The organism is Burkholderia anthina (genome assembly GCF_902498995.1).
GTDB classification, from domain to species: Bacteria; Pseudomonadota; Gammaproteobacteria; order Burkholderiales; family Burkholderiaceae; genus Burkholderia; species Burkholderia anthina.
In genome coordinates, this window is record NZ_CABVLY010000003.1 from 316,411 (window position 1) to 338,886 (window position 22,476).

The 22,476-nt window shown below is 69.5% G+C and carries 21 protein-coding genes; 13 read left to right on the top strand and 8 right to left on the bottom strand.

Annotation, left to right across the window (positions count from 1 at the left end):
- Positions 1-98: 98 nt before the first annotated feature.
- The 3 genes from BME24068_RS06625 (at position 99) to BME24068_RS06635 (ending at position 4,233) form a co-directional block, all read left to right on the top strand.
- Positions 99-2,636, top strand: coding sequence for a TonB-dependent siderophore receptor (locus BME24068_RS06625; protein WP_239007726.1), 2,538 nt, complete (start codon positions 99-101; stop codon positions 2,634-2,636).
- 85 nt (positions 2,637-2,721) lie between these two features.
- A complete protein-coding gene (locus BME24068_RS06630) occupies positions 2,722-3,498 on the top strand; it encodes a hypothetical protein (RefSeq protein WP_239007727.1) in 777 nt (258 codons plus the stop codon).
- A 132-nt stretch (positions 3,499-3,630) separates the two neighbouring features.
- Positions 3,631-4,233: a flavin reductase family protein gene (locus tag BME24068_RS06635; RefSeq protein ID WP_096502541.1), complete on the top strand. Its 603-nt coding sequence runs from the start codon at positions 3,631-3,633 to the stop codon at positions 4,231-4,233.
- 39 nt (positions 4,234-4,272) lie between these two features.
- Here BME24068_RS06635 and BME24068_RS06640 read toward each other — a convergent pair whose 3' ends face one another.
- Entirely contained in the window at positions 4,273-5,169 is an 897-nt protein-coding gene (locus BME24068_RS06640; protein WP_174925525.1) for a LysR family transcriptional regulator, read from the bottom strand.
- Between the two features lie 97 nt (positions 5,170-5,266).
- Here BME24068_RS06640 and BME24068_RS06645 point away from each other — a divergent pair, with 97 nt between their 5' ends.
- The 3 genes from BME24068_RS06645 to BME24068_RS06655 are packed head-to-tail and all read left to right on the top strand — an operon-like array spanning position 5,267 to position 8,276.
- The gene (locus tag BME24068_RS06645) at positions 5,267-6,565 is read left to right on the top strand and encodes a CitMHS family transporter (RefSeq protein WP_174925526.1); all 1,299 of its coding nucleotides are present in this window, start codon (positions 5,267-5,269) and stop codon (positions 6,563-6,565) included.
- A 38-nt stretch (positions 6,566-6,603) separates the two neighbouring features.
- Positions 6,604-7,965, top strand: a complete 1,362-nt coding sequence (locus BME24068_RS06650) for an acyclic terpene utilization AtuA family protein (RefSeq protein WP_174925527.1) — start codon at positions 6,604-6,606, stop codon at positions 7,963-7,965.
- Positions 7,965-8,276: an AtuA-related protein gene (locus tag BME24068_RS06655; protein ID WP_096502535.1), complete on the top strand. Its 312-nt coding sequence runs from the start codon at positions 7,965-7,967 to the stop codon at positions 8,274-8,276. Before BME24068_RS06650 ends, BME24068_RS06655 begins: the two co-directional genes overlap by 1 nt.
- A 25-nt stretch (positions 8,277-8,301) precedes the next feature.
- Here BME24068_RS06655 and BME24068_RS06660 read toward each other — a convergent pair whose 3' ends face one another.
- Positions 8,302-9,123, bottom strand: coding sequence for a carbon-nitrogen hydrolase family protein (locus BME24068_RS06660; protein WP_174925528.1), 822 nt, complete (start codon positions 9,121-9,123; stop codon positions 8,302-8,304).
- 430 nt (positions 9,124-9,553) lie between these two features.
- The gene (locus BME24068_RS06665; RefSeq protein WP_096502942.1) at positions 9,554-10,360 is read right to left on the bottom strand and encodes a LuxR C-terminal-related transcriptional regulator; all 807 of its coding nucleotides are present in this window, start codon (positions 10,358-10,360) and stop codon (positions 9,554-9,556) included.
- Between the two features lie 114 nt (positions 10,361-10,474).
- Here BME24068_RS06665 and BME24068_RS06670 point away from each other — a divergent pair, with 114 nt between their 5' ends.
- Together BME24068_RS06670 and BME24068_RS06675 are read left to right on the top strand one after the other, a co-directional pair.
- Entirely contained in the window at positions 10,475-11,260 is a 786-nt protein-coding gene (locus BME24068_RS06670; protein ID WP_239007728.1) for a hypothetical protein, read from the top strand.
- Between the two features lie 43 nt (positions 11,261-11,303).
- Positions 11,304-12,128: a topoisomerase IV gene (locus BME24068_RS06675; RefSeq protein ID WP_174925529.1), complete on the top strand. Its 825-nt coding sequence runs from the start codon at positions 11,304-11,306 to the stop codon at positions 12,126-12,128.
- Between the two features lie 54 nt (positions 12,129-12,182).
- On the opposite strand, the gene BME24068_RS06680 is transcribed toward BME24068_RS06675, so the two are convergent.
- The 3 genes from BME24068_RS06680 to BME24068_RS34885 are packed head-to-tail and all read right to left on the bottom strand — an operon-like array spanning position 12,183 to position 14,003.
- The gene (locus BME24068_RS06680) at positions 12,183-13,112 is read right to left on the bottom strand and encodes a phosphatidate cytidylyltransferase (protein ID WP_096502529.1); all 930 of its coding nucleotides are present in this window, start codon (positions 13,110-13,112) and stop codon (positions 12,183-12,185) included.
- Between the two features lie 37 nt (positions 13,113-13,149).
- Entirely contained in the window at positions 13,150-13,782 is a 633-nt protein-coding gene (locus tag BME24068_RS06685) for a lysophospholipid acyltransferase family protein (protein WP_174925530.1), read from the bottom strand.
- Positions 13,779-14,003 carry a hypothetical protein gene (locus BME24068_RS34885; RefSeq protein ID WP_239007729.1) on the bottom strand — a complete coding sequence of 75 codons (225 nt, stop codon included), beginning with the start codon at positions 14,001-14,003 and terminating at the stop codon, positions 13,779-13,781. Before BME24068_RS34885 ends, BME24068_RS06685 begins: the two co-directional genes overlap by 4 nt.
- A gap of 229 nt (positions 14,004-14,232) precedes the next feature.
- On the opposite strand from BME24068_RS34885, the gene BME24068_RS06695 reads away from it, so the two are divergent.
- The 4 genes from BME24068_RS06695 (at position 14,233) to BME24068_RS06710 (ending at position 18,547) form a co-directional block, all read left to right on the top strand.
- Positions 14,233-14,838 (top strand): CDP-alcohol phosphatidyltransferase family protein, encoded by a 606-nt coding sequence (locus tag BME24068_RS06695; protein WP_174925531.1) that lies wholly within the window; start codon positions 14,233-14,235, stop codon positions 14,836-14,838.
- Positions 14,839-14,907: 69 nt separating this feature from the next.
- The gene (locus tag BME24068_RS06700; protein ID WP_174925532.1) at positions 14,908-16,677 is read left to right on the top strand and encodes a bifunctional alpha/beta hydrolase/class I SAM-dependent methyltransferase; all 1,770 of its coding nucleotides are present in this window, start codon (positions 14,908-14,910) and stop codon (positions 16,675-16,677) included.
- A complete protein-coding gene (locus tag BME24068_RS06705; RefSeq protein WP_174925533.1) occupies positions 16,674-18,095 on the top strand; it encodes a phosphatase PAP2/dual specificity phosphatase family protein in 1,422 nt (473 codons plus the stop codon). Before BME24068_RS06700 ends, BME24068_RS06705 begins: the two co-directional genes overlap by 4 nt.
- On the top strand, positions 18,095-18,547 hold the full coding sequence (locus BME24068_RS06710; protein WP_096509021.1) for a hypothetical protein: 453 nt from the start codon (positions 18,095-18,097) through the stop codon (positions 18,545-18,547). The genes BME24068_RS06705 and BME24068_RS06710 overlap by 1 nt, the downstream gene beginning before the upstream one ends.
- Before the next feature lie 105 nt (positions 18,548-18,652).
- Here BME24068_RS06710 and BME24068_RS34890 read toward each other — a convergent pair whose 3' ends face one another.
- Positions 18,653-19,186 carry a GGDEF domain-containing protein gene (locus tag BME24068_RS34890; RefSeq protein ID WP_239007730.1) on the bottom strand — a complete coding sequence of 178 codons (534 nt, stop codon included), beginning with the start codon at positions 19,184-19,186 and terminating at the stop codon, positions 18,653-18,655.
- Positions 19,187-19,197: 11 nt separating this feature from the next.
- Positions 19,198-19,674, bottom strand: a complete 477-nt coding sequence (locus BME24068_RS34895) for a GAF domain-containing protein (protein ID WP_239007731.1) — start codon at positions 19,672-19,674, stop codon at positions 19,198-19,200.
- Positions 19,675-20,152: 478 nt separating this feature from the next.
- Here BME24068_RS34895 and bcsB point away from each other — a divergent pair, with 478 nt between their 5' ends.
- Positions 20,153-22,474, top strand: coding sequence for a cellulose biosynthesis cyclic di-GMP-binding regulatory protein BcsB (bcsB, locus tag BME24068_RS06720; RefSeq protein WP_174925534.1), 2,322 nt, complete (start codon positions 20,153-20,155; stop codon positions 22,472-22,474).
- Positions 22,475-22,476 lie beyond the last annotated feature (2 nt).

Consider the following 22,476-nt stretch of genomic DNA (forward strand, 5'->3'; position numbering starts at 1 on the left):
TTCACGCATTTTTTTCGTTTCCCTGAGCTGTTTCCGGATGTTCGCGTGACATGGGTAGTGAAAGCAGCACTGGCCCATCGTCCACCGACACCTCGATCATGGTTTCCATTCGTCTCACGTATCGGCGCCGCCCGGCGCCTGCCCGTCATCTGTCGTGCGCGCCGCGCGCGGCCGAACCTGCCACGCCGCGCCACCTGGCTCGCCGCCTGGCCGGTGCCGTCCTGTTGTCGGCGCTGTTGCCGCTGCCCGCGCTGGCGGACACCGATACCGACGCAGACACGGCGCCAGCCGCGCAACGCGCATCGCGCCGCGCGTTCGACATTCCGGCCGGCCCGCTCGAAGCGACGTTGAACCGGTTCGGCCGCGAGGCCGGCATCCTGCTCGCGTTTCCCGCCGAACTGGCCGCCGGCCGCACGAGCGGCGGCGTACATGGCCGGTTCGACATCGACGGCGCATTCGATCGCGTGCTGGCGGGCACGGGGCTCGTCGCGCTGCGCCAGCCCGGCGGCGGCTATACGCTGATGCGCGCGAACGGTTCGGGCGTGCCGGCCGCGGCAGCCGGCGCCGAGGCGGCCACCGAGCTGCCGGCCATCACGGTGCGCGACAGCGCGCTGCGCGCGCAAAGCTACCGGCCGCAGAAGGAAGCGGGCGTGCTGCGCACCGAGATTCCGCTTCTCGACACCGCGCAGGCCGTCAACGTGGTGCCGGCGCAGGTGCTGCGCGACCAGCGCCCGCGCAACCTCGACGACGCGCTCGGCAACGTGAGCGGCATCACGCAGGGCAACACGCTCGCGGGCACGCAGGACACGATCATGAAGCGCGGCTTCGGCGACAACCGCGACGGCTCGATCATGCACAACGGGATGCCGATCGTGCAGGGGCGTTCGTTCAACGCGGCGGTCGATACCGTGGAGGTGCTGAAGGGGCCGACGTCGCTGCTGTACGGGCTGATGGATCCGGGCGGGGTGGTAAACGTCGTCAGCAAGCAGCCGCAGATGACGCGCTACAACGCGATCTCGCTCGGCGCGTCGACCTTCGGGCACGGCCGGAACGGCGGCAGCGCGACCTTCGACTCGACCGGCCGGATCGGCGATTCGCGGCTTGCGTACCGGCTGATCGTCGACCAGTCGAACGAGCAGTACTGGCGCAACTTCGGCGAATACCGGCAGACCTTCGTCGCGCCGTCGCTCGCGTGGTACGGCCGCGACACGCAGGTCGTCGTGTCCTACGAATACCGCAAGTTCCATTCCCAGTTCGATCGCGGCACCGCGCTCGATCCGCGCACCAACGCGCCGCTCGACATTCCGGCGCGCCGGCGCATCGACGAGCCGTTCAACAACATGGACGGCGAATCGCACCTCGCGCAGCTGAGCGTCGATCACCAGTTCAACGCGGACTGGAGCGCGCATGTCGGCTACAGCTACAACCGCGAGACTTACGACGCGAACCAGCTGCGCACGACCGGCGTCGATCCGGTGACGGGCACGCTGTCGCGCAGCAACGACGCGACGCACGGCTCGCTCAGCACCGACAGCTACGGCATCGGCTACGTGAACGGCAAGCTGACGCTCGCGGGGATGCGTCACGACGTGCAACTCGGCGTCGACACCGAGTATCGCCGCATCTATCGCAAGGATCTGCTGCGCCAGGCCGTGAAGACGCCGTTCAGCTACATCGATCCGGTGTACGGGCTGCTGCCGCCGTCGAGCACGGTATCCGCGAGCGACAGCGACCAGACCGATACGCTGCACGATACGTCGGTGTTCTTCCAGGACAGCATCCATCTGACCGACAAGTGGATCGTTTCCGGCGGGCTGCGCTACATCACGTACAACCAGGTCGCCGGGCGTGGCCGGCCGTTCAAGGCGAACACCGATCTCAGCGGCTCGAAGTGGCTGCCGCGCGCGGGCGTCGTCTACAAGTGGACCGATGCGTTCTCGCTGTACGGCAGCTATTCGCAGTCGCTGAAACCGTCGTCGTCGATCGCGCCGATGACGTCGGGCTACGTGATCGATGCCGCGACGCCGCCGGAGGAAGCGACCGCATGGGAAGTCGGCGGCAAGCTCGACCTGCCGGGCGGGATGACCGGCACGCTGGCGCTGTTCAACATCGACAAGAAGAACGTGCTCGTGTCGCAGTTCAACGACACGACGAAGCTGACCGACTGGCGCACGTCGGGCAAGGCGCGTTCGCGCGGCGTCGAGCTCGACCTGTCGGGCAGGATCGGCGAGCGCGTGAACGTGATCGCGAGCTATGCGTACATCGACGCGAAGACGGTCGAGGATCCGCAGTACGCGGGCAACCGGCTGTGGAACGTCGCGCGCCACACGGCGTCGCTCGCGGCCGTCTACGACGTCGGCACGCTGGCCGGCGGCGACGACCTGCGCATCGGCGCGGCCGCGCGCTACGTCGGCGCGCGGCCCGGCGATTCGGCGAACAGCTTCACGCTGCCGTCGTACGTGCTCGCCGATGCGTTCGCGACGTACGACACGCGGCTCGGCAAGCAGAAGCTGTCGTTCCAGCTGAACGTGAAGAACCTGTTCAACCGCACGTACTACCCGTCGAGCGCGAACCGCTATTTCGTCGCGGTCGGCGATGCGCGGCAGGTGTCGTTGCTGACCACGCTGCAGTTCTGAGCGGGCGTTCACGCTGACTCGCACAATTGCCGCGCGTCGCGCATCACGGCGCGCGGCTTCGGAGAACAACGAGATGAACCGGAACATGAACATGAAGACCGGCGCCGCGCGCGCCGTGGCCGCCGGCACGCGGCGTCGCGCATTGCGCTCGCTTGCCGGCGCGGCGCTCGCGTTGTGCGCGGGCCTGTCCCTGTCGGCAAGCGTCCCGGCCTTCGCCGCCGATGCCACCATTGCAGCGCCGGCCGTCACGCGCGTCGCGATGCTCGTGCAGCTGCACGGCCCGAACCTGAAGGTCGACGAACGGATCGGCCGGCATCTCGGCGAGCGCGGTTACGCGGTGCGCCTGATCGACGAGAGCGCGACACCCGACGTGGCGCGCGATGCCGACCTCGTCGTGATCTCGTCGACGGTATCGTCGAAGAACGTGCGGCCCGGCTGGCGCGCGCTCGACAAGCCGCTCGTCACGTGGGAGAACGACCTGCTCGACGATCTCGCGATGACGGGCAAGCGTCACGACGTCGATTTCGGCGAAACGGGCAAGGAACGCTATCTGTGGCTCGTCAACGCGCCGCATCCGGTCTCGGCCGGACTGCCGGCGGGCGCGGCCGACGTGTACGGCAAGCAGGCGCCGATGAGCTGGGGCAAGCCGGGGCTCGGCGCGATCACGATCGCGACCGTGTACGGGCAGCCGGACAAGGCCGCGATCTTCGCGTACGAGAAGGGCGCGACGATGGACTACGAAGCGCTCGCGCCGGCGCGCCGCGTGATGTTCTTCCTCGACAACGACACGTTCGCGAACCTGTCGCCGGCCGGTATCGCGTTGTTCGATGCGGCGATCGACTGGGCGGCGGGGCGGCGCTGACGGTGTGCGGCACGCGCCCGCGTGCACGGCCAGCGAAGACCGGCGTTGAATGCGAGAATGCGGCCTTCGACCGGCGCGCTTTGCGCCATTCGCTTTGCGCCGCTTCTTCGCGCCGCTTTCCAGGGAATTCGTATGGACAGTCATATCGCTCCGGTGGAGCTGAAGAAAGCCTACCGCCTCCTCAACCACGGCCCGACCGTGCTCGTGTCGGCCCGCCACGACGGCGTCGACAACGTGATGGCCGCCGCGTGGGCATGCGCGCTCGATTTCCTGCCGCCGAAGCTCACCGTCGTGCTCGACAAGTCCGCGAAGACGCGCGAGCTCGTCGAGCGCAGCGGCACGTTCGTGATCCAGGTGCCGACGGCCGCGCAACTGAAGCTCACGCACGCGGTCGGCAGCCACAGCCTCGCCGAGCGGCCCGACAAGCTGCGTGAAGCGGGCGTCACGCTGTTCGACGTCGAGGGCCACGACCTGCCGTTCGTTGCCGGCTGCTCGGGCTGGCTCGCGTGCAGGCTGATTCCGGAGCCGCACAACCAGCAGACCTACGACCTGTTCATCGGCGAAGTGGTGGGGGCGTGGTCGGACACGCGCGTGTTCCGCGACGGCCACTGGTATTTCGAATCGGCCGATCCGGCATTGCGCAGCCTGCACTACATCGCGGGCGGCAACTTCTATGCGATCGGCGAATCGCTGCACGTCGATCCGGACCAGACGGATCTGCCGGACCCGCAGTAAGCGTCGCGGCAGTACCGTTCCGTCTCCGAAGCGCGCGGTTCACGCGCGCTTTTTCAATTCCGCCAGCATGACTTCCGCGAACGCCTGCGCGACGCGCGGCAGCGTGCGCCCGCGCTTCGCGACGAGCGCGATCGGCCGCACGAACGCCGGGTCGTCGATCGGCTTCACGACGAGGTCGGGTTCGGCCCGCACCTCGCGCGCGGTCGCCGGCAGGATCGTCACGCCGAGGCCGCCGCGCACCATCGCGACGGCCGTCATCATGTAGGTCGGCTCGCACGCGATGTCGGGCGTGCAGCCGGCCGCGTCCAGCGCGGCATCGACGACGCTGCGCACGCTCGTGCCTTGCGCGGTCAGCACGAGCGGCACGGCGGCGACGTCGGCGGTGCGCACGCGCCGCTTGCGCGCGAGCGGATGATCCTTCGGGCACACGGCGACGAGCTGGTCGGCGCCCGCATACAGCACGTCGAGCGACGCGTCGAACGCATCGCCGCCGGTCAACCCGAGATCGGCTTCCTCGTTGCGTACCAGCGCGGTGACGAGGCTCGCGACGCCGTCGCGGATCTCGAAGCCCGCGCGCGGCACGTCGCGCCGGAACGACTGGATCAGCTCCGGCAGCAGGCTCGACGCGAACGTCGGCAGGCAGGCGAGCCGCACCGTGCCGCTCGCGCCTTCGCCGAGCGCGCGCGCATCGCGCAGCACGCGCTCCATGTCGTCGAGCGAGCGTTGCAGCAGCGGCAGCAGTTCGCGCCCGGTCTGCGTGAGCGCGACGCTGCGGCTGTTGCGGTCGAACAGCCGCGCGCCGACGATTTCCTCGAGCCGCCTGATCTGCACGGTCAGCGCCGGCTGCGACAGATGCAGCCGCGCGGCCGCGCGCGTGAAGTTGCCGGCGTGCGCGACGGTGACGAAGGCGCGGATGTCGCGAAGGTTCAGATCCATAACGATTCGTGATTGCTGCGATCAAATCATTTCAATTGTGCTATCGCTGCGCCGACCTTACGCTCGTCTCCAACAAAAGACAAGGTAGGAGACACCGATGCTGCCGTTACTCGGGCTGGGCACGATCGTCGTGCTGCTGGCCGCGATTCTGTCCAAACGCATGTCGCCGCTCGTCGCGCTGATCGTCGTGCCGATCGCGGCGTCGCTCATCGGCGGCTTCGGGCTGCATACGAGCACGTTCGTGATCGACGGGCTGAAGGGTCTCGCGCCCGTCGTCGGGATGTTCGTGTTCGCAATCCTTTATTTCGGGACGATCACCGACGCCGGCACGCTCGACCCGATCATCGACCGCATCCTGCGCGCGGTCGGCACGCGGCCCACGCGCATCGTGATGGGAACGACGCTGCTCGCGCTGCTGATTCACCTCGACGGCTCGGGCGCCGTCTGCTTTCTCGTGACGATTCCGGCGGTGCTGCCGCTGTACGACCGGCTGAAGATGGACCGCCGCGTGCTGGCCGCAGCCGTGTCGATGGCCGCGGGGATCAACTTCCTGCCGTGGACGGGGCCGATGATCCGCGCGTCGGCGTCGCTGCACCTGCCGGTGTCGGCGTTGTTCAATCCGCTGATTCCGGTGCAGGCGATCGGGCTCGTGTTCGTGTTCGGCGTCGCGTACTGGCTCGGGCGGCGCGAGGAGAAGCGGCTCGGCCTGTCGCGCAACGACGCGTCGATTCCGCTGCCGAAACGCGAGCTGACGCCCGACGAGCAGGCGCTGCGCCGCCCGCGCCTGTTCTGGTTCAACCTGGTGCTGACGCTCGTGGTGCTCGGCACGATGGTCGTGATGGGCGAGAAGATTCCGCCGGCGATCATGTTCATGGTCGGGCTGTGCGTCGCGCTGATGGTGAACTACCCGGACGTCGACATGCAGCGCAAGCGCATCGACGCGCATGCGCGGGCGGCGCTGATGATGGCCGGCATCCTGCTCGCGGCCGGCGTGTTTACCGGGATCATGCAGGGCAGCGGAATGCTGAAGGCGATGGCGCAGGCGGCGGTCGGCTTCGTGCCGCCGTCGATGGCGGGCCACATTCCGGTCGCGCTCGGCCTCGTGTCGATGCCGCTCAGCATGCTGTTCGACCCGGACTCGTTCTATTTCGGCGTGCTGCCGGTGATCGCCGAAGTGGCCGGCCAGCTCGGCGTGCCGGCCGTGCATGTCGGCCAGGCCGCGCTGCTCGGCCAGATGACGACCGGGTTTCCTGTCAGCCCGCTGACGCCCGCGACGTTCCTCGTCGTCGGCCTGTGCGGGATCGAGCTGGCCGAGCACCAGAAGTTCACGTTCCCGCTGCTGTTCGGCGCCTCGATCGTGATGACGATCGCGTGCGTCGTGCTGGGCATCTTTTGATTTTTGCCGGCGCGTGTGCGCCGGACGACGGTACGAACATGACAGCAAAGCCTTCACCTCAACCGTGCGTGCGCATCGGCGCGGGCGCCGGCTACTCGGGCGACCGGATCGAGCCCGCGGTCGAACTGGCCGAACACGGTCGGCTCGACTACCTCGTCTTCGAATGCCTGGCCGAGCGCACGATCGCGATCGCGCAGCAGGCGCGCCGCAAGGACCCGGCGCTCGGCTACGACCCGCTGCTCGACGCGCGCATGCGCGCCGTGCTGCCGGTGGCCGCGGCCAGGGGCGTGCGCATCGTGTCGAACATGGGCGCGGCGAATCCGCGCGCGGCGGCGCGGCGCACCGCGCAGATCGCGCAGTCGCTCGGCCTCGAGGGGCTGAAGGTCGCGGCGGTCGAGGGCGACGACGTGCTCGACGTCGTGCTGCGCGGCGCGTTCCGTTTCGAGGAGTCGGGCGACGAGGTTGCCGCGTATCGCGAGCGCATCGTGTCCGCGAACGCGTATCTCGGCGCGGCGCCGATCGTCGACGCGCTCGCGGCCGGCGCGGACGTCGTGCTGACCGGACGCGTCGCCGATCCGTCGCTGTTCGTCGCGCCGCTGATCCATGCGTTCGGATGGCGAATGGACGACTGGGACACGCTCGGACAGGCGACGGTCGTCGGCCATCTGCTCGAATGCGCGGGGCAGGTGACGGGCGGCTATTTCGCGGACCCCGGTTACAAGGACGTGCCGAATCTCGCGCGCCTCGGGTTTCCGATCGGCGAGGTCGAGGCCGACGGCTCGGTCACGATCACGAAGGTGCCGCACGCGGGCGGCCGCGTGAGCGCGGCGACCTGCAAGGAGCAGTTGCTGTACGAGATCCACGATCCGGCGCGCTACCTGCAGCCCGACGTGGTCGCGGATTTCATGCGGGTGGCCGTCGAGGAGGCGGCGGTCGACCGCGTACGCGTGACGGGCGGACGTGGCACGGCGCGCACCGACACGCTGAAGGTATCGGTCGCGTACGTCGACGGTCATATCGGTGAAGGGCAGATCTCGTACGGTGGGCCCGGTGCGCTGGCACGCGCGCGTCTCGCGCTCGAGATCGTGCGCGAACGGCTCGCGCTGACCGGCGTGGCCGCGACCGAATTGCGTTTCGACCTGATCGGCGTCGATTCGCTGTACGGCACGGCGACGCCTGCGGTGCGCGGCGAGCCGGCCGAGGTTCGCATCCGGGTGGCCGGCCGCGCGGAGAGTGCGGCGGAGGCCGCACGGATCGGCAACGAAGTCGAGACGCTTTATACGAACGGGCCGGCCGGCGGCGGCGGCGCGTTCAAGTCGACGCGCGAGGTGATCGCCGTCCAGTCGGTGCTGTTGCCGCGCGCGGCCGTGACGCCGTCGTTTTCATTCGTGGAGGCATGATGCAACTGCGTGAACTCGCGCATGCGCGCACTGGCGACAAGGGCAATACGCTGAACGTGTCGATCATCTGCCACGATCCGCGTCATTACGACCATCTGCGCGCGCATCTCGATGCGCAGGCCGTGAAGGCGTGGCTCGCGGGCATCGTGCATGGCGAGGTCGTGCGCCATGAGTTGCCGGCGCTCGCCGCCTTCAATTTCGTGCTGCGCGATGCGCTCGGCGGCGGCGTCACGCGTTCGCTCGCGCTCGATGCGCACGGCAAGTCGGTCAGCTCGGCGCTGCTGGCGATCGACGTGCCGGCGCCGGTGTGACGATGCGGCGCGGCCGTGCCGGCGTTCACGGAATCAACAGCTCACGCCGTCCGTCCGCGTTCTCGATGCGCTCGCCGCCGATGTGCAGGCGCTGGTCGGCGCGATAGTCATACACGGCGCGCGACGCGGCGACCTGCTCGAGATCGAGTTCGACCGTGTGGCGCGATTCGCCGTTGCCGGCTTCGAAAATCAGGTTTCCGAACGGATCGGCCGCGAGGCTGCCGCCCGCGAACACGACGTCGTGCGCGCTGCCGCCGACGCGGTTCGCGACGACCGCGAACACCTGGTTTTCCATCGCGCGCGCCGAGACCGACGTGCGGTGGACCTGGCGATACGGCTCCATGTTGCCGTCGGTGACGAGGATCAACTGCGCGCCGAGCGCCGCGAGCGCGCGGCCGCTTTCCGGGAATTCGCTGTCATAGCAGATCAGCAGGCCGATCCGCGCGCCGCGCCATTCGACGGTCGCGTAGCGGTCGCCGGGCAGGACGACGCCGCGCTCCGACACCCACAGATGCGTCTTGCGATAGTGCAGCGCGATGCCGTCCGGCGTGACGAACACGGTCGTGTTGTAGAAGCGCCCGCCGTCGTTCTCGATCAGCCCGACCACCACCGCGACGTCGCGCGCCCGCGCGGCCGCGATCACCGCGCCGACGCTCGGGCCGTCGAGCGGCTCGGCCACGCGCTCGAGCTCCGATGGATCGAGAAAGCCGGTGAGCTGCGCTTCCGGAAACATCACGATGTCGGTGCCGCTCGCGCAGGTCGCGATCGCTTCGAGCGTGCGTTGCAGGTTGTAGCGCGTGTCGCCGTCGCGGCCGGCGAGCTGGACGATGTCGAGCTTCAGTTTCATGGGCGGGTTCGGTAGCGGTGGTCCGTCGCGATGGCGGCGGAACGGATGGGAATGAGCGCCAGTATGCGCCGAACGCGCCGGGTTCCCCATCCCGACGACGCGTTAACCCGTCAGGGGTATTGATCTCTGCACCGGCCGCCGGTCGTGCGCCGGGGGCGCCCGGCTTCGCGATGTCCCGCTGCGGGGATCAACGGCAAGGTCGGGAAAAGCGCCGGCCCCTCTGCAAGGGCCGGCGAAGAGGTTCTGATGGACGAGGATAGTGCTATCAGAACCCAGGCCACCCTCTACCGCCCGTGTCGAACGGACGGACAGCATCGAACGACGCAAGGATAGAGAGGATGGCGGCGCTTGCACAGACGATGCATCCGATAGCGCGTATCGGCTGGACGGCGTGTGACGGGGCGGGCCGCTGCGGTCGCTGCGCCGAGCGTCACGTCCCGGCCTGCGCGTGCAGGAACAACGAGAACAGCTCCGACTGCGAATTGATGCCGAGCTTCGCGTAGATGTTGCGCCGGTGCACCTTGACCGTTTCGGCCGAAATCGCCAGCTTGTTGGCGACTTCCTTGTTCGAGCGGCCGCTCAGGATCAGCCGGATCACGTCGAGTTCGCGCGCGGTGAGCGGCGTGCCGAGCCGCGCCATCGCGTGCTCGAAGCCCCCGTGCACGGCGCTGCCGGCCCGGCGCGGCGCAGCGGGCTCGATGGGCTCGGCGGGTGCCGGTTCGAATGCGAGCCGTTGACGCATCAGGCCGGCGACCCACGGGCGGATCAGGTCGAGCAGCGCGACCTGCTCGGGGCTGAAGCGCCGCTTGCTGCCGAGCGACACGCACAGCGTGCGCGTGTCGTCGAGCACGACGTTGAACTGCACCTCGTCCTCGACGACGTTGTGCGTGAAATACAGCGTGTAGTACTCGGTATCGCGAAAACACTCGGGCGCGACGTCGGACAGCCGGAACAGGCCGCTTGTCGGGGCATCGCGGTTCGCGATGTAGAACGGATCGAGCTGGTACAGCCCCTGCACGTAGTCGCGAAAGAGCGGGTCGGGGCCGCCGCCTTCGTACGGACATTCGGCGAACACCTGCGGGCGGTCGTCGCCGAACATCAGCACGACCCAGCTGTCGATCGCGACGTATTCCTCGATCAGCCGGATCAGCGCGAGCCAGAAACCCGGCTGGTCGAGCGACTCGACGAGTCGGCCGACCGACCGGTGCCAGGCGACGTCCTGCAAGCTCAGGTTCATGCGTGTGTCCATGTCGGGCCGGACCGGCGCGCCGTGCGCTTGCGATGCCGCGCCGAGCGTGTACGCTACGGGCTCGCGGGCGGCACGGGCCGCGCGCATCGACCGGATCCTGGAATGAAGAACGAGATCGTAACGCCGGCCGGCGCGAATGGCGAGGCCGTGCGCGGCCGCCGGTTCGCGGCGCTCGTCGTGCGCGTCGCGCTGGCGGGTGTCGGGGTGGCCGCCGTGCACGCGGCTCTTGCGGCATCGCCCGCGTCGTGCGACGAACGGCTCACGCAACTGGTCGTGCCGGCGCTGCGGCACACCGCGTTCGAACGGCGGGCGATCCATGCCGAGCCCGCGGCGCTGACCGGTCAACCGGAAGGCGTGCAGGGCGTCCGGCTGTTCGTGACGCCCGACCATCCGGGCACGCCAAACCGCGACGCGACGATCGGCTGGGTCACGCTCGACACGCATGCGCTGCGCGCGCTCGACATCACGCGCGATCCTGAACAGCCGGACGTGCTGAAGATCGACCGGCACGCGCTGTCGCGCTACGTGTCGACGTGCGTCGCGCCGCCGGCCGCACCCGCCAATGCCGACGCGGCCACGCCCGGCGCCGTCGATTGCGACGCGCTGAACCGCCGCGCGCGGGCGCAGGGCGACTACGTGACGGGCAGCGACGCCGGGCGCGTCGTCACGGGCAAGGGCCGGCTGCCGTTCTTTTCCGCGCCGGACGACGCGTGCCGGATCGACGGCCTGTTCATCGTCGAGCACGATCACGTCGACGCGCGGGCCGAGTACGGCCGCTTCACGTCGGTCACGTATCTGAATCCGCGCACGCACGGCACGGCGGACGGTTGGGTGCGGAGCGCGCGGCTGAAACCCGACGGCACCGGCATCGCGCCGCGGCAACCCTGATCGCTCGCCCGCATCGACCTTTTCCCTCGAATCGAACGCCTTCATGAACGTCCAGAACCCGAAAACACGCGTCAGGCCATTCGCGGCCACGCTCGCCGTGCTGTCCGCGCTCGCGGTGTTCACTGCGCTCGCCGCGGTGTCGCCTGTCCATGCGGTCGAGCCGGTCCATCCCGAGCGTCAGCTGCAACAATTCATCCGCGACACGTACGGCACGTGGCGCGCCGATCGCAAGGGCTGGCAGTCGGACGCGGGCGACTTCATCCATGCGTCGTGCGGCTCGCTGCGCGTCGCGACGGCCGACGGCCCGCGCACGCTGCTCGCGATGTGCGGCGAGACCGAGGCGGCCGTCCAGCACGGGATGCCGGGCATGGATTCGGACGGCACGACGGGCACGATCGACCTGTACGTGCTGAAACCGACCGAGGACGGCGCCACGCTCGAGCCCGTCGTGAAGAAGACGGACATCGCGTCCGGCAAGGGCGGCGAGCCCGGCACCGTGCGCATCGAGCGGCTCGGTCCTCACCTGTTCGGCTTCGTGATCGCCGACGGCATCACGCTGCAGGGCTATACGCAGGCGAGCCGGTCGATCTGGCTGCCGCTCGGCAATGCGATCGTCGAAGCCGCGCCGCGCATCAACGAAACGATGGACAACAGCGGGTCGCTCGATTGCGGCAACGCGAAGTCGCATTGCGAGAGCCGCACGTTCGCGATCGTGCCGGACACGACGGGCACGGGCGACGTCTATCCGCTGACGGTCACGGAGACGGGCGTGCGCGGCGGCAAGGATATCCATGCGCGCTACACGGTGAAGTTCGACGCGGCGCGCGGGCGTTACGGGGTGCCGAAGGCGCTGCGGGAAGGGTATTGAGCGGGGCGTGCACGCAATGGGCTGCAGGCGCTGCCCGCGGCACTCGCCCGCGCGTCACACGTACAGATAGCGCACGAGGTGGAAGAACACCGGCGCGGCGAAGCAGATCGAGTCGACGCGATCGAGCATTCCGCCGTGGCCCGCGATCATCGAGCCCCAGTCCTTGGTGCCGAGCGAGCGCTTCACGGCCGACAGCACGAGCCCGCCGACGAAGCCCGCGATCACGATCGCGAGCGAGATCCCGAACGCCGCGCCGAAGCTGAACGGCGTCACGCGATACAGCGATGCGCCGCACAGCGTCGCGAGCAGGCCGCCGCCGATGAAGCCCTCGACCGTCTTCGACGGCGACAGGCGCGGCGCGATCTTGCGCCGTCCGAACAGTTTGCCGACCACGTACTGCAGCACGTCGCTGATCTGCACGACGAACAGGAAGAAGAACAGCAGCAGCGCGTTCTGCCCGGCGTAGTGCGGGATGTCGAGGATCAGCACGGCCGGCGCGTGGCTCAGCCCGTATACGCACACCATCAGCGCCCAGTTGATCTTCGCGTTGCGGCTCAGGAATTCGCGCGTGTCCTGCGTGAGCGCCGATACCAGCGACATCGCGAAGAACAGGTGCACCGGCACGAAGATCGAGTACATCCCGTACCAGTTGATCCCGAGCAGCAGATACTGCACCGGAATCGCGATGAAGAATGCGATGAAGAGCGTCGTATGGTCGCTCGCGGTGGTCGGCGTGAGCGTGATGAATTCGCGTAGCGTCAGGTACGACAGCAGCGCGAACACCAGATACGTGACGTTGTTGCCGAGGCCGATCGCGATGACCATGATCGCGATCATCGCCCACCACGCGCGGATGCGCTGGTTCAGGTTGACGATCGTTGCGCTGGTGCCGCCGCTGCGCGCGCCGAGGATCGCGCCGATCAGGGTCGCGATCACCAGCACGCCGGTGACGCCCGCGACCAGTTCCCAGAAGAGCGTTCGCATGGGGATATCCGGAAAAAGAGGGGAGGAGGGCGCGCGTTCAGCCGGCCGGCCGCTGCGGCGGCGCGAGCGCGACGATCGCGTCGTGCATGCGGGCGAGGAAGGTCGGCTTGTCTTCGCCGGCACCGAGCGCGTCGTTCGCGCCGAAGTGCACCTTGCAGATCAGCGGCACGGGCCAGATCGCGCCCTTCGGCATGATGCGCTGCAGGTTCTCGAGATAGACGGGTGCCAGCGCAACGTTCGGAAACTCGGTCGCGAGATGGAACAGCCCGCTCTTGAACGGCTGCGGCAACACGTCGGCGCCGCGCGTGCCTTCCGGAAAGATGATGATCGAGTGCCCTTGCCGCAGCGCATCGCGCACCGGCTCCAGTGGGTCGCCGCCGTTTTCGCGGTGACGGTCGATCAGCACGACGTTCAGCAGCTTTTGTGCGATATGGCGCTTCAGATCGCTGCTGTCCCAGTAGTCGCGCGCCGCGACGGGCCGCACGACGGCGCGCACGTCGCGCGGCAGCGCGGCGAGGATCGCGAGCGTGTCGATGTGGCTCGTATGGTTCGAGAAGTAGATCTTCTGCGTCGGCGACGGCGGCGCCTGGTGCCAGATCGGATACGCGCCGGCGACGAGTCGCACGATGGACAGCAGGAAATCGCGCTGCCAGACGTTCAGGATGTTCATCGGCGCGGCGCCTCCTGCGTGCATGCCCGCGCGGCCGCGCAGGCGCGGCAGGCGGAATCCCGGAATGCCGGCGCGGCAGGATGCGCGCCGGACGGCCATTGTTGTTTACGTTTTTTCAAATTCGTGGCTGCCTGTCGCAGGGCCGCGACGATCGGACGATTCGCGCGACGTTGCTTCGCGGCGAATGCGCCGGTCGACGGCGTGAAAATCGGCTGTTGCACGAGCGCCCGTCTGCAGTTCGAACGGATGACTGCGCTCACGGGCCAGCGGATTATCGCGAGTTTCCGCCGAAAACGCCAGATTGCCCGGCGCGGCACGGCCGGCGTGCGGCTTGACGCGTCGGGGCCGCTCGGCGACGATACGGCCACCTGTCGACAGCCGCCGCCGGCGGTTGCGCCGCCCGGGGCAGGGCGGTTGCAAACGTGTCCGGCGTGCAGAACCAATAAAACGATGAGCCTCTACGCACTCAAACCGAAATTCCAGAATCGTCTTCGTCCGTTCGCGGATTCGCTCGCCGAGCGCGGCGTCACCGCCAACCAGGTCACGCTGTTCGCGGCCGGCGGCTCGATCGTCGTCGGCGCGCTGGCGGGGCTCGGCGTGTTCGCGCGCGTGCTGTTCCTGCTGATTCCGGTCTGGCTGTTCGCACGGATGGCGCTGAACGCGATCGACGGCATGCTCGCGCGCGAACACGGACAGAAGAGCACGCTGGGCGCGTACCTGAACGAGCTCGGCGACATCGTGTCCGATATCGCGCTCGTGCTGCCGTTCCTCGCGATTCCCGCGTTCGCTCCGGCGGACGTCTGGCTGTTCGCGCTGACGGCGGTCATCGTCGAATGCGCGGGCCTGATCGGGCCGCTCGTCGGCGCGACGCGCCGCTACGACGGCCCGTTCGGCAAGAGCGACCGCGCGCTGGCGCTCGGCGCATTCGCGCTGTGGATCGGTCTCGGTTTGCCGGTCGGCAGCATCGCCGCGTGGCTGTGGCGGCTGCTGATCGTGCTGTCGATCGTGACGGCGGTGCGGCGCGTGCGGGCCGGCATCGCCGAAGCGGGCGGCTGACGGCAGCAGATTGGCCGGCACCGGAGGGCGGCGCCGCATGATTCGAATAACGAAACGAGAGAGAAACGCATGAGCGCACGCATGGCCCGCGAGGCCGACTTCATCACGCACGACGGCGAAACGCTGTTCTATCGTCACTGGCCCGCGACGGGCCCGCGCTGCCGCGGCGCGATCGTGCTGCTGCATCGCGGCCACGAACATTCGGCGCGCGTCGCGCACCTCGTCGACGAGCTCGACCTGCCGGATTTCGCTTTCTTCGCATGGGATGCGCGCGGCCACGGCCGCTCGCCCGGCGCGCGCGGCTACAGCCCGAGCGCGGCCGCATCGGTGCGCGACCTGCAGACCTTCGTCGAGCATATCCGCGACACGCACGGCATCGCGATCGAAAACACGGCCGTGATCGGCCAGAGCGTCGGCGCGGTGCTCGCGGCCACCTGGGTGCACGATTACGCACCGCCGATCCGCTGCCTCGTCGTCGCATCGCCGGCGTTCCACATCAAGCTGTACGTACCGTTCGCGCGGCCGGGGCTGCGGCTGATGCACAAGCTGCGCGGGCTTTTCTACGTGAACAGCTACGTGAAGCCGAAATTCCTCACGCACGACCCGGAACGGATCGCGAGCTATGCGGCCGATCCGCTGATCACGCGGCCGATCGCCGTGAACATGCTGCTCGACCTGCACGACACCGCGCGGCGGATCGTCGCCGATGCGGCCGCGATCACCGTGCCGACGCAGTTGCTGATCTCGGGCGCCGACTGGGTCGTGCATCGCGGCCCGCAGGACCGTTTCTTCGAGCGGCTCGGCGCCGCCCGCAAGGAGCGCATCGTGCTGCCGGGCTTCTATCACGACACGCTGGGCGAGCGCGATCGCGCGCAGGCGCTCGCGCCGCTGCGCACCTTCGTGCTGCGCGAGTTCGATACGCCGAGCCCGCGCGTGTCGCTCGCCGATGCCGACCGGCGCGGCGCATTCCACGACGAATACGCGACGCTCGGCCGGCCGCCCGCGAACCCGTTCGCGCGTGCGTACTGGGCGATCACGCGGGCGGGGCTGAAGCTCGGCGGCGCGCTGTCCGACGGCATCGCGCTCGGGCTGCGGCTCGGCTTCGATTCGGGCTCGACGCTCGATTACGTGTACCGCAACCGCGCGCAGGGGCGGTTCGGCGTCGGCGCGCTGATCGACCGCACGTATCTCGATTCGCCGGGCTGGGTCGGCATCCGCCAGCGCAAGGTGCATCTGCAGGAGCTGATCGGCGCGGCGATCGGCCGGCTGCGCGGCCAGGGCGAGCCGGTGCGGATCGTCGACATCGCGGCAGGCCACGGGCGCTACGTGCTGGACGCGATCGCGACGGCTGCCGAGCGCGACGGCGCGGCGCCCGACGACATCACGCTGCGCGACTACAGCCCGCCGAACGTCGAGGCCGGACGCGTGCTGATCGCGCAGCGCGGCCTCGATCCGATCGCGCGTTTCGAGCGCGGCGACGCATTCGACGAAGCGTCGCTCGCAACACTTGAGCCGCGCCCGACGCTCGCGATCGTGTCCGGGCTGTATGAACTGTTCGGCGAGAACGCGCTGATCGAACGCTCGCTGCGCGGGCTCGCGCACGCGGTGCCGCCCGGCGGCTATCTCGTCTATACCGGGCAGCCGTGGCATCCGCAGCTCGAATTCATCGCGCGGGCGCTGAACAACCACCGCGGCGACGCGACGTGGGTGATGCGCCGCCGGTCGCAGGCCGAGATGGACGAACTCGTCGCGCGCGCCGGGTTCCGCAAGCTCGACCAGCGGATCGACGAGATGGGCATTTTCACGGTGAGCCTCGCGCAGCGGGTCGACGCAGCATGAGCGCGCTCGGCGGCGGTGCGGGTGGCGCGGGCGGCGCGGGCAGCGGTCTGGCCGAGCCGGCGGCCGGCCCGCGCGACGCGCCGCTCGCGCTGCGCGTCGGCTGGCTCGCGGCGATGGGCGCGGTGTTCTTCTCCACGTACGGCTTCGCGAACTGGCTCGCCGCGCACCGCGCCGCGGTGCCGACGTTCGCATTCGGCTGGGAGCATGCGATTCCGTTCGTGCCGTGGACTATCGTGCCGTACTGGTCGATCGATCTGCTGTACGCGCTGTCGTTCCTGTTCTGGACGCGACGCGACGATTTGCTCGATCACGTGAAGCGGCTGCTGACCGTGCAGCTCGTGTCGGTCGCGTGCTTCATCGCGTGGCCGTTGCGCTTCGGCTTCGAGCGGCCCGACGCGGGCGGTGTGGCCGGTGCGCTGTTCACGCTGCTGATGGGCTTCGACAAGCCGTACAACCAGGCGCCGTCGCTGCATATCGGGCTGCTCGTCGTGCTGTGGGCCGTCTACGCGAAGCATCTGCGCGGCACGGCCGCGCGCGCCGTGCTGCATCTGTGGTTCGCGGCGATCGGCGTGTCGGTGCTCACGACCTATCAGCATCATGCGATCGACGTGCCGACCGGCGCGGCCGTCGGCTGCTTCGCGCTGTTCCTGTTCCCGTTGCGCGATGCCGCGGGCCGTCTGCCAGGCGCGGAAGGCTCGCCGTCCGGCGCCGCTCGCGCGCTCGCGCGCCGCTATGCGCTCGGTGCGGCACTGGCCGCGCTCGTCGCGCTTTACTGCGTGTCGCATGCGCCGGGCTGGGCGCTGGCGGCGGGATGGGGCGCGCTGGCGCTCGCATGTGTCGCGTGGATCTACCGGCGCGGGGCGCCCGGTGCGTTCCAGAAGGACGACGCCGGCCGCTTCCCGGTGTTCATCCGCTGGCTGTTGGCGCCGACGATTGCGGGCGCGTTCGTCAATTCGCGGCTGTGGACGTTCCGGCAGCCGGCGCCGGTGCGGATCGACGAGCGCGTGTCGATCGGCCGTACGCCGACGACGCGCGACATGCGGCGCTACGGTTTCACCGCGCTCGTCGACCTCACGGCGGAGATGCCGCGCCGGGTCGCGGCCGACGCGTCGCTGGCGTATGCGGCCGTGCCGCAACTCGACCTCGTCGCGCCGAGCGCGGCGCAGCTCGCGGCGGCCGTCGCGGCGCTCGAACGGCTGCATCGCGAAGGGCGCGACGTGCTGGTCTGCTGCGCGCTCGGCTACGGGCGCAGCGTGCTGTGCGCGGCCGCGTGGCTCGCGGCACGGCGCGGGTTCGGCGACGCGCGCGAAGCGCTTGCGGCGGTGCGCGCGGTGCGGCCGCATGCGGTCTGGTCGGACGACGGCGTGGCCGTGCTGCAGGACTGGATCGATCGCCGCCGCGTCACGGGAGGCGCGTGATGCGCGATCCGTCCGCACCCTTCAGGATTGCCGCTGCGCGCGGCGCGCTCGATGCGGGCGCGTGGGCGATCGCGGCCGCGCTGGCCGCGGCGGGCGCCGGCTGGTGGATCGCGTCGGGCTGGGCGCCGGCGACGATCGCGCGCGTGTTGCTGGCCGTGATCAGTACCGGGTCGGGGGTTGCCGCGCTGTGGTACGCGGTGCGCATCGAGATCGACCGGCGGCTGTTCGCCGCGCTGGCACGCGCGGCGTCGGGCGACGCGCCGGTCGACGACGGGCTGGCCGCGCTCGACCGTGCGCTCGCCGATCTCGGCTGGATCGACGAAGGGAAGGTCGGGCGGGCGCTGGACGCGCGCGTGCGCGGCGCGGTCGGGTTGTGCCGGGCCGGCGTGCTGGTCGCGATCGTGCAGTGGATCGTGGTCGGGATCGCGATCGCGCTGCCGCAAGTCGGTTAGCGGTGCAGGCACGGGGCGCGCGGCTGCGGCGCCGGGCCGCTATCCGCGTGTCGTGCGTCTGCGTCATAGGTCATAGGTCATAGGTCATGGGTCATGGGTCATGGGTCATGCGCGACCCGCGCGCGGCCCCCGCATCCGCTTCGCCTCGTACATCGCCTGGTCCGCATGCTCGATCAGCGCGTTCATGTCGGTGCCGTCGTCGGGCAGCAGCGCGGCGCCGACACTGACGCCGAGCGCAAGCGGACGTCCTTCGAATTCGAACGGTTCGCCGACCTGCTGCGCGAGCCGCATGCGCTGCGCGTCGACATCGTCGCGGCCGCCGACGTTCGGCAGGATCACCGCGAATTCGTCGCCGCCGACGCGCGCGACCGTGTCGGAGCGCCGCACGGCGCCCAGCATCCGCGTGGCGATCTCGCGCAGCGCGGCGTCGCCCGCGCGGTGGCCGTGACCGTCGTTGATCGGCTTGAGCCCGTCCATGTCGATGTTGAGGATGCCGAGCCGGCCGTTCGCGCGCAGCGCGGTGTGCATCGACTGGCGCAGACGATCGTAGAACAGCGCGCGGTTCGGCAGGCCGGTGAGCGCGTCGTGGGTCGCGCGCAGATAGAGTTCGTTGGCCTCGTTGCGTGCCGCGTGGAACATCGCGGCGGCGATCAGCTCGGCCGTGAGCCGCAGCGCGCCGGCATCGGCGGCCGAGAACCCGTCGACGTCCGGCGCATCACCTTCAGCACGCCGACCGTCGTATCGGCGTGCATGAGCGGCATCACGAGCATCGAGCGCAGCCCGACGCGGCGGCACGCGTCGCGGTCGACGCGCGGGTCGGTTTCCGAATCCGTGCAGTGCAGCAATTCGCCGCGCGTCACGCACAGGCCCGACAGGCTGCCCGAGCGGCGCAACCGTAGCCCGAGCATCCCCGCGGCGGAGCCCGACGCGGCGCGGTACACCATGTCGTCGCCTTCGGCGAACTCGACCACCGCACCGCTCGCGCCCGTCAGGTGCGGCACCTGCTCCGTCACATAGGCCATCACGCTGCCGAGGTCGAGGCCGAGTTTCGCGATCTCCGTCTGCGTGGCGATGATGCGCAGCAGCGTGGCGGGGGACGGAGTGACGGTATCGACGAATTGATCCAAGTCAGTTTTCCATGAATAAAGGACGGCGCGATGCGTGCGCTTGCGGTAGCATACGCGCCGCTCACGCGGCAGCGCGTTTCGGGCAGCCCGCAACGGGCCGCCGGTGCCCCGCCAGCCCCGTCCGCGCCGGCAGTATGCCGGCCGGTCCGGCCGCCAGCAACGACGCAATTCTTGCCACTCATTCGTGGCGTTCAGTATTTCCGACCGGGCTGGGTTTTTTTCGCTTCGTCGTTGTGAATCGGGGCAAGTTTCGTCCTATTTTTGAGATAGTGTGACGAATGAGCGAGCGCCAGTGCCAGGCGCACCACGTAGAGCGAATCGGCAATCGAACAATTCGCCGCGTCGTTTCGATAAATGCATTCAGGCCAGACAATTGAGGGGAAGCAGTGGGGATCTGCATTCAGGGGCATGGCTGCTTTGCGCGCGCGGGTTGCGACGCGCTTGATGACCGGATGATCGAGACGATGGGGAGCGGCGCATGAAACCCGCCGCGTCGTTGTTCGTCCTGTCGGCCGCCACGTTTGGCGCGTTCCATGCGGCTGCGTTGTCGGCCGCGCCGATGCCGGCGGTGCCTGCCGCCGGGGCGTCTGCCGCCGCAGCGGATACACCGGTGCGCGTGGCCGCGCCGGCGGCGGCCGGTGCAGCCGGTGCGGCCAGTGCCGCGTCGGCCGGCTTGCCGGCGACGACCGTGCATCTGCCGTTCGCGTCGCTCGGCGCATTCGATCCGTTGCGCCTGCGCGGCGCCGACGACGCGCGCACGATCAACGCCGGCGTGCGGCTCGATCGCGTGGTCACCGGCGCGCGGCTGCGCCTGACCTACGCATACTCGCCGTCGCTCGTGTTCCCGATGTCGCATCTGAAGGTGTCGGTGAACGGCGAGGTGGTCGCGACCGTGCCGTTCGACGCGCCGCACGCGGGCCGCACGGTCACCCAGGACATCCCGATCGATCCGCGCTACTTCTCCGATTTCAACCAGATCGGCCTGCGCCTGATCGCGCATTACACGCTCGATCATTGCGAGGATCCGTCGAACTCGGCGTTGTGGGCCGATGTGAGCCCGACGAGCGAACTGCTGCTCGACGAATCGCCGGTGCGTCTGCCGAACGATCTCGCGCTGCTGCCCGCGCCGTTTTTCGACCGGCGCGACAACGGGTTGTTGCGGCTGCCGTTCGTGCTGCCGGCGTCGCCCGACTCGGCGACGCTGCGCAGCGCCGGCGTGCTCGCGTCGTGGTTCGGCGCGCAGGCCGACTACCGGCAGGCGCGCTTCCCGGTCGGATCGACGCTGCCGGCCGACGACCAGGCGGTGGTGGTCGGCACGGCCGCGACGTTGCCGGCCGGCCTCGCGCTGCCGCCCGTCAACGGCCCGATGCTCGCCGTCGCCGACAACCCGGCCGCGCCGGGCCGCAAGCTGCTGGTGCTGACGGGCCGCACGGCGGCCGAAGTCGACGATGCGGTCGCGACGCTCGTGCTCGGCCGCGCGGCGCTGTCGGGGCCGTCGGCGACGGTCGCGCACGTCGATCTCGGCGCGCCGCGCAAGCCGTACGACGCGCCGCGCTGGCTGCCGGTGAACCGGCCGATTACGTTCCGCGAACTCGTGTCGGACCCGCGCGACCTCGAAGTGCGCGGCACGACGCCCGACGCGATCCGCCTGAACCTGCGCGTGCCGGCCGATCTCCATTCGTGGAACGGCTCGGGCGTGCCGATTACGCTGCGTTACCGCTATACGGCGCCGACCGTGCAGGACGACTCGACGCTCGCCGTCGAGATCAACGATCAGCTCGTGAAGTCGTACCGGCTCGGGCCGGCCCATGCGGAAGATGCGCGCGGACGCATGCAGCTGCCGCTGCTGTCGGTGCCGGAAGGGCGCGTGACGAGCGATGTCGACATTCCGGCGTTCCGCGTCGGCAGCGGCAACCAGCTGCAGTTCCGCTTCACGCTCGATTCGCAGAAGACGGGGCTTTGCTCGAGCTCCGCGAGCGAGCCGCAGCGCGCGGCGATCGATCCCGATTCGACGATCGACTTCTCGCACTTCGTCCATTACGCGCAATTGCCGAACCTCGCGTTCTTCGCGAACAGCGGCTTTCCGTTCACGCGCTTCGCCGACCTGTCGCAGACGGCCGTCGTGATACCGGAGCGCCCGTCGCCGCAGGAGCTCGAAGCCTATCTGACGATGCTCGGCCACATGGGGCAGTGGACGGGCTTCCCGGCGCTGCGCGTGCAGGTCGCGCGACCCGGCGACGTCGCCGCGCTGGCCGGCCGCAAGGATTTGCTCGTGATCGACGGCTCGCCCGCGTCGCCGCTGCTGTCGCAGTGGCGCGCGTCGCTGCCGCTCGCGATCGACGTGCAGGCCGGTGCGGGCGCGACGCGTGTCGCATTCTCGGTGAAGGAGCGCTGGCGCAACGGTGTCGGCCTGGCCGACGGCGGCGCGCACATCGAACAGTCGGGCCCGCTCGCGGCGCTCGCCGGTTTCGAACTGCCGGGCAGCCACGGCCGCAGCGTCGTCGCGTTGACGGCGACGGACCAGTCGCACCTGGGCGATCTGCTCGACGTGTTCCAGAAACCCGGCCTCGTGTCGCAGCTGCAGGGCGACCTCGCGCTGGTGCGACCGGGGCAGGTCGACAGCCTGCGCGTCGGCGAACCGTACGTGGTCGGCTTCGTGCCGTGGTATGCGCGCGTCTGGACGCAGGCGGCGCGGCACCCGGTCGTGCTCGGCGCGGTCGGCGTCGTCGCGGGGCTGCTGCTCGCGCTCGGCGTGTTCAGCGTGCTGCAGAGAATCGCCGCGCGTCGACGGGGGATGTAACG

Coding starts and splice junctions, on each gene's coding strand:
- BME24068_RS06695 (WP_174925531.1), top strand. CDS start 14,233: ATGAGCCTCTACGCACTCAAACCGAAATTCCAGAATCGTCTTCGTCCG.
- BME24068_RS06705 (WP_174925533.1), top strand. CDS start 16,674: ATGAGCGCGCTCGGCGGCGGTGCGGGTGGCGCGGGCGGCGCGGGCAGC.
- BME24068_RS06660 (WP_174925528.1), bottom strand. CDS start 9,123: ATGAAACTGAAGCTCGACATCGTCCAGCTCGCCGGCCGCGACGGCGAC.
- BME24068_RS06700 (WP_174925532.1), top strand. CDS start 14,908: ATGAGCGCACGCATGGCCCGCGAGGCCGACTTCATCACGCACGACGGC.
- BME24068_RS06630 (WP_239007727.1), top strand. CDS start 2,722: ATGAACATGAAGACCGGCGCCGCGCGCGCCGTGGCCGCCGGCACGCGG.
- BME24068_RS06670 (WP_239007728.1), top strand. CDS start 10,475: ATGAAGAACGAGATCGTAACGCCGGCCGGCGCGAATGGCGAGGCCGTG.
- BME24068_RS06665 (WP_096502942.1), bottom strand. CDS start 10,360: ATGAACCTGAGCTTGCAGGACGTCGCCTGGCACCGGTCGGTCGGCCGA.
- BME24068_RS06655 (WP_096502535.1), top strand. CDS start 7,965: ATGCAACTGCGTGAACTCGCGCATGCGCGCACTGGCGACAAGGGCAAT.
- BME24068_RS06650 (WP_174925527.1), top strand. CDS start 6,604: ATGACAGCAAAGCCTTCACCTCAACCGTGCGTGCGCATCGGCGCGGGC.
- BME24068_RS06645 (WP_174925526.1), top strand. CDS start 5,267: ATGCTGCCGTTACTCGGGCTGGGCACGATCGTCGTGCTGCTGGCCGCG.
- bcsB (WP_174925534.1), top strand. CDS start 20,153: ATGAAACCCGCCGCGTCGTTGTTCGTCCTGTCGGCCGCCACGTTTGGC.
- BME24068_RS06675 (WP_174925529.1), top strand. CDS start 11,304: ATGAACGTCCAGAACCCGAAAACACGCGTCAGGCCATTCGCGGCCACG.
- BME24068_RS06680 (WP_096502529.1), bottom strand. CDS start 13,112: ATGCGAACGCTCTTCTGGGAACTGGTCGCGGGCGTCACCGGCGTGCTG.
- BME24068_RS06625 (WP_239007726.1), top strand. CDS start 99: ATGGTTTCCATTCGTCTCACGTATCGGCGCCGCCCGGCGCCTGCCCGT.
- BME24068_RS06635 (WP_096502541.1), top strand. CDS start 3,631: ATGGACAGTCATATCGCTCCGGTGGAGCTGAAGAAAGCCTACCGCCTC.
- BME24068_RS06685 (WP_174925530.1), bottom strand. CDS start 13,782: ATGAACATCCTGAACGTCTGGCAGCGCGATTTCCTGCTGTCCATCGTG.
- BME24068_RS06640 (WP_174925525.1), bottom strand. CDS start 5,169: ATGGATCTGAACCTTCGCGACATCCGCGCCTTCGTCACCGTCGCGCAC.
- BME24068_RS34890 (WP_239007730.1), bottom strand. CDS start 19,186: ATGTTCCACGCGGCACGCAACGAGGCCAACGAACTCTATCTGCGCGCG.
- BME24068_RS06710 (WP_096509021.1), top strand. CDS start 18,095: ATGCGCGATCCGTCCGCACCCTTCAGGATTGCCGCTGCGCGCGGCGCG.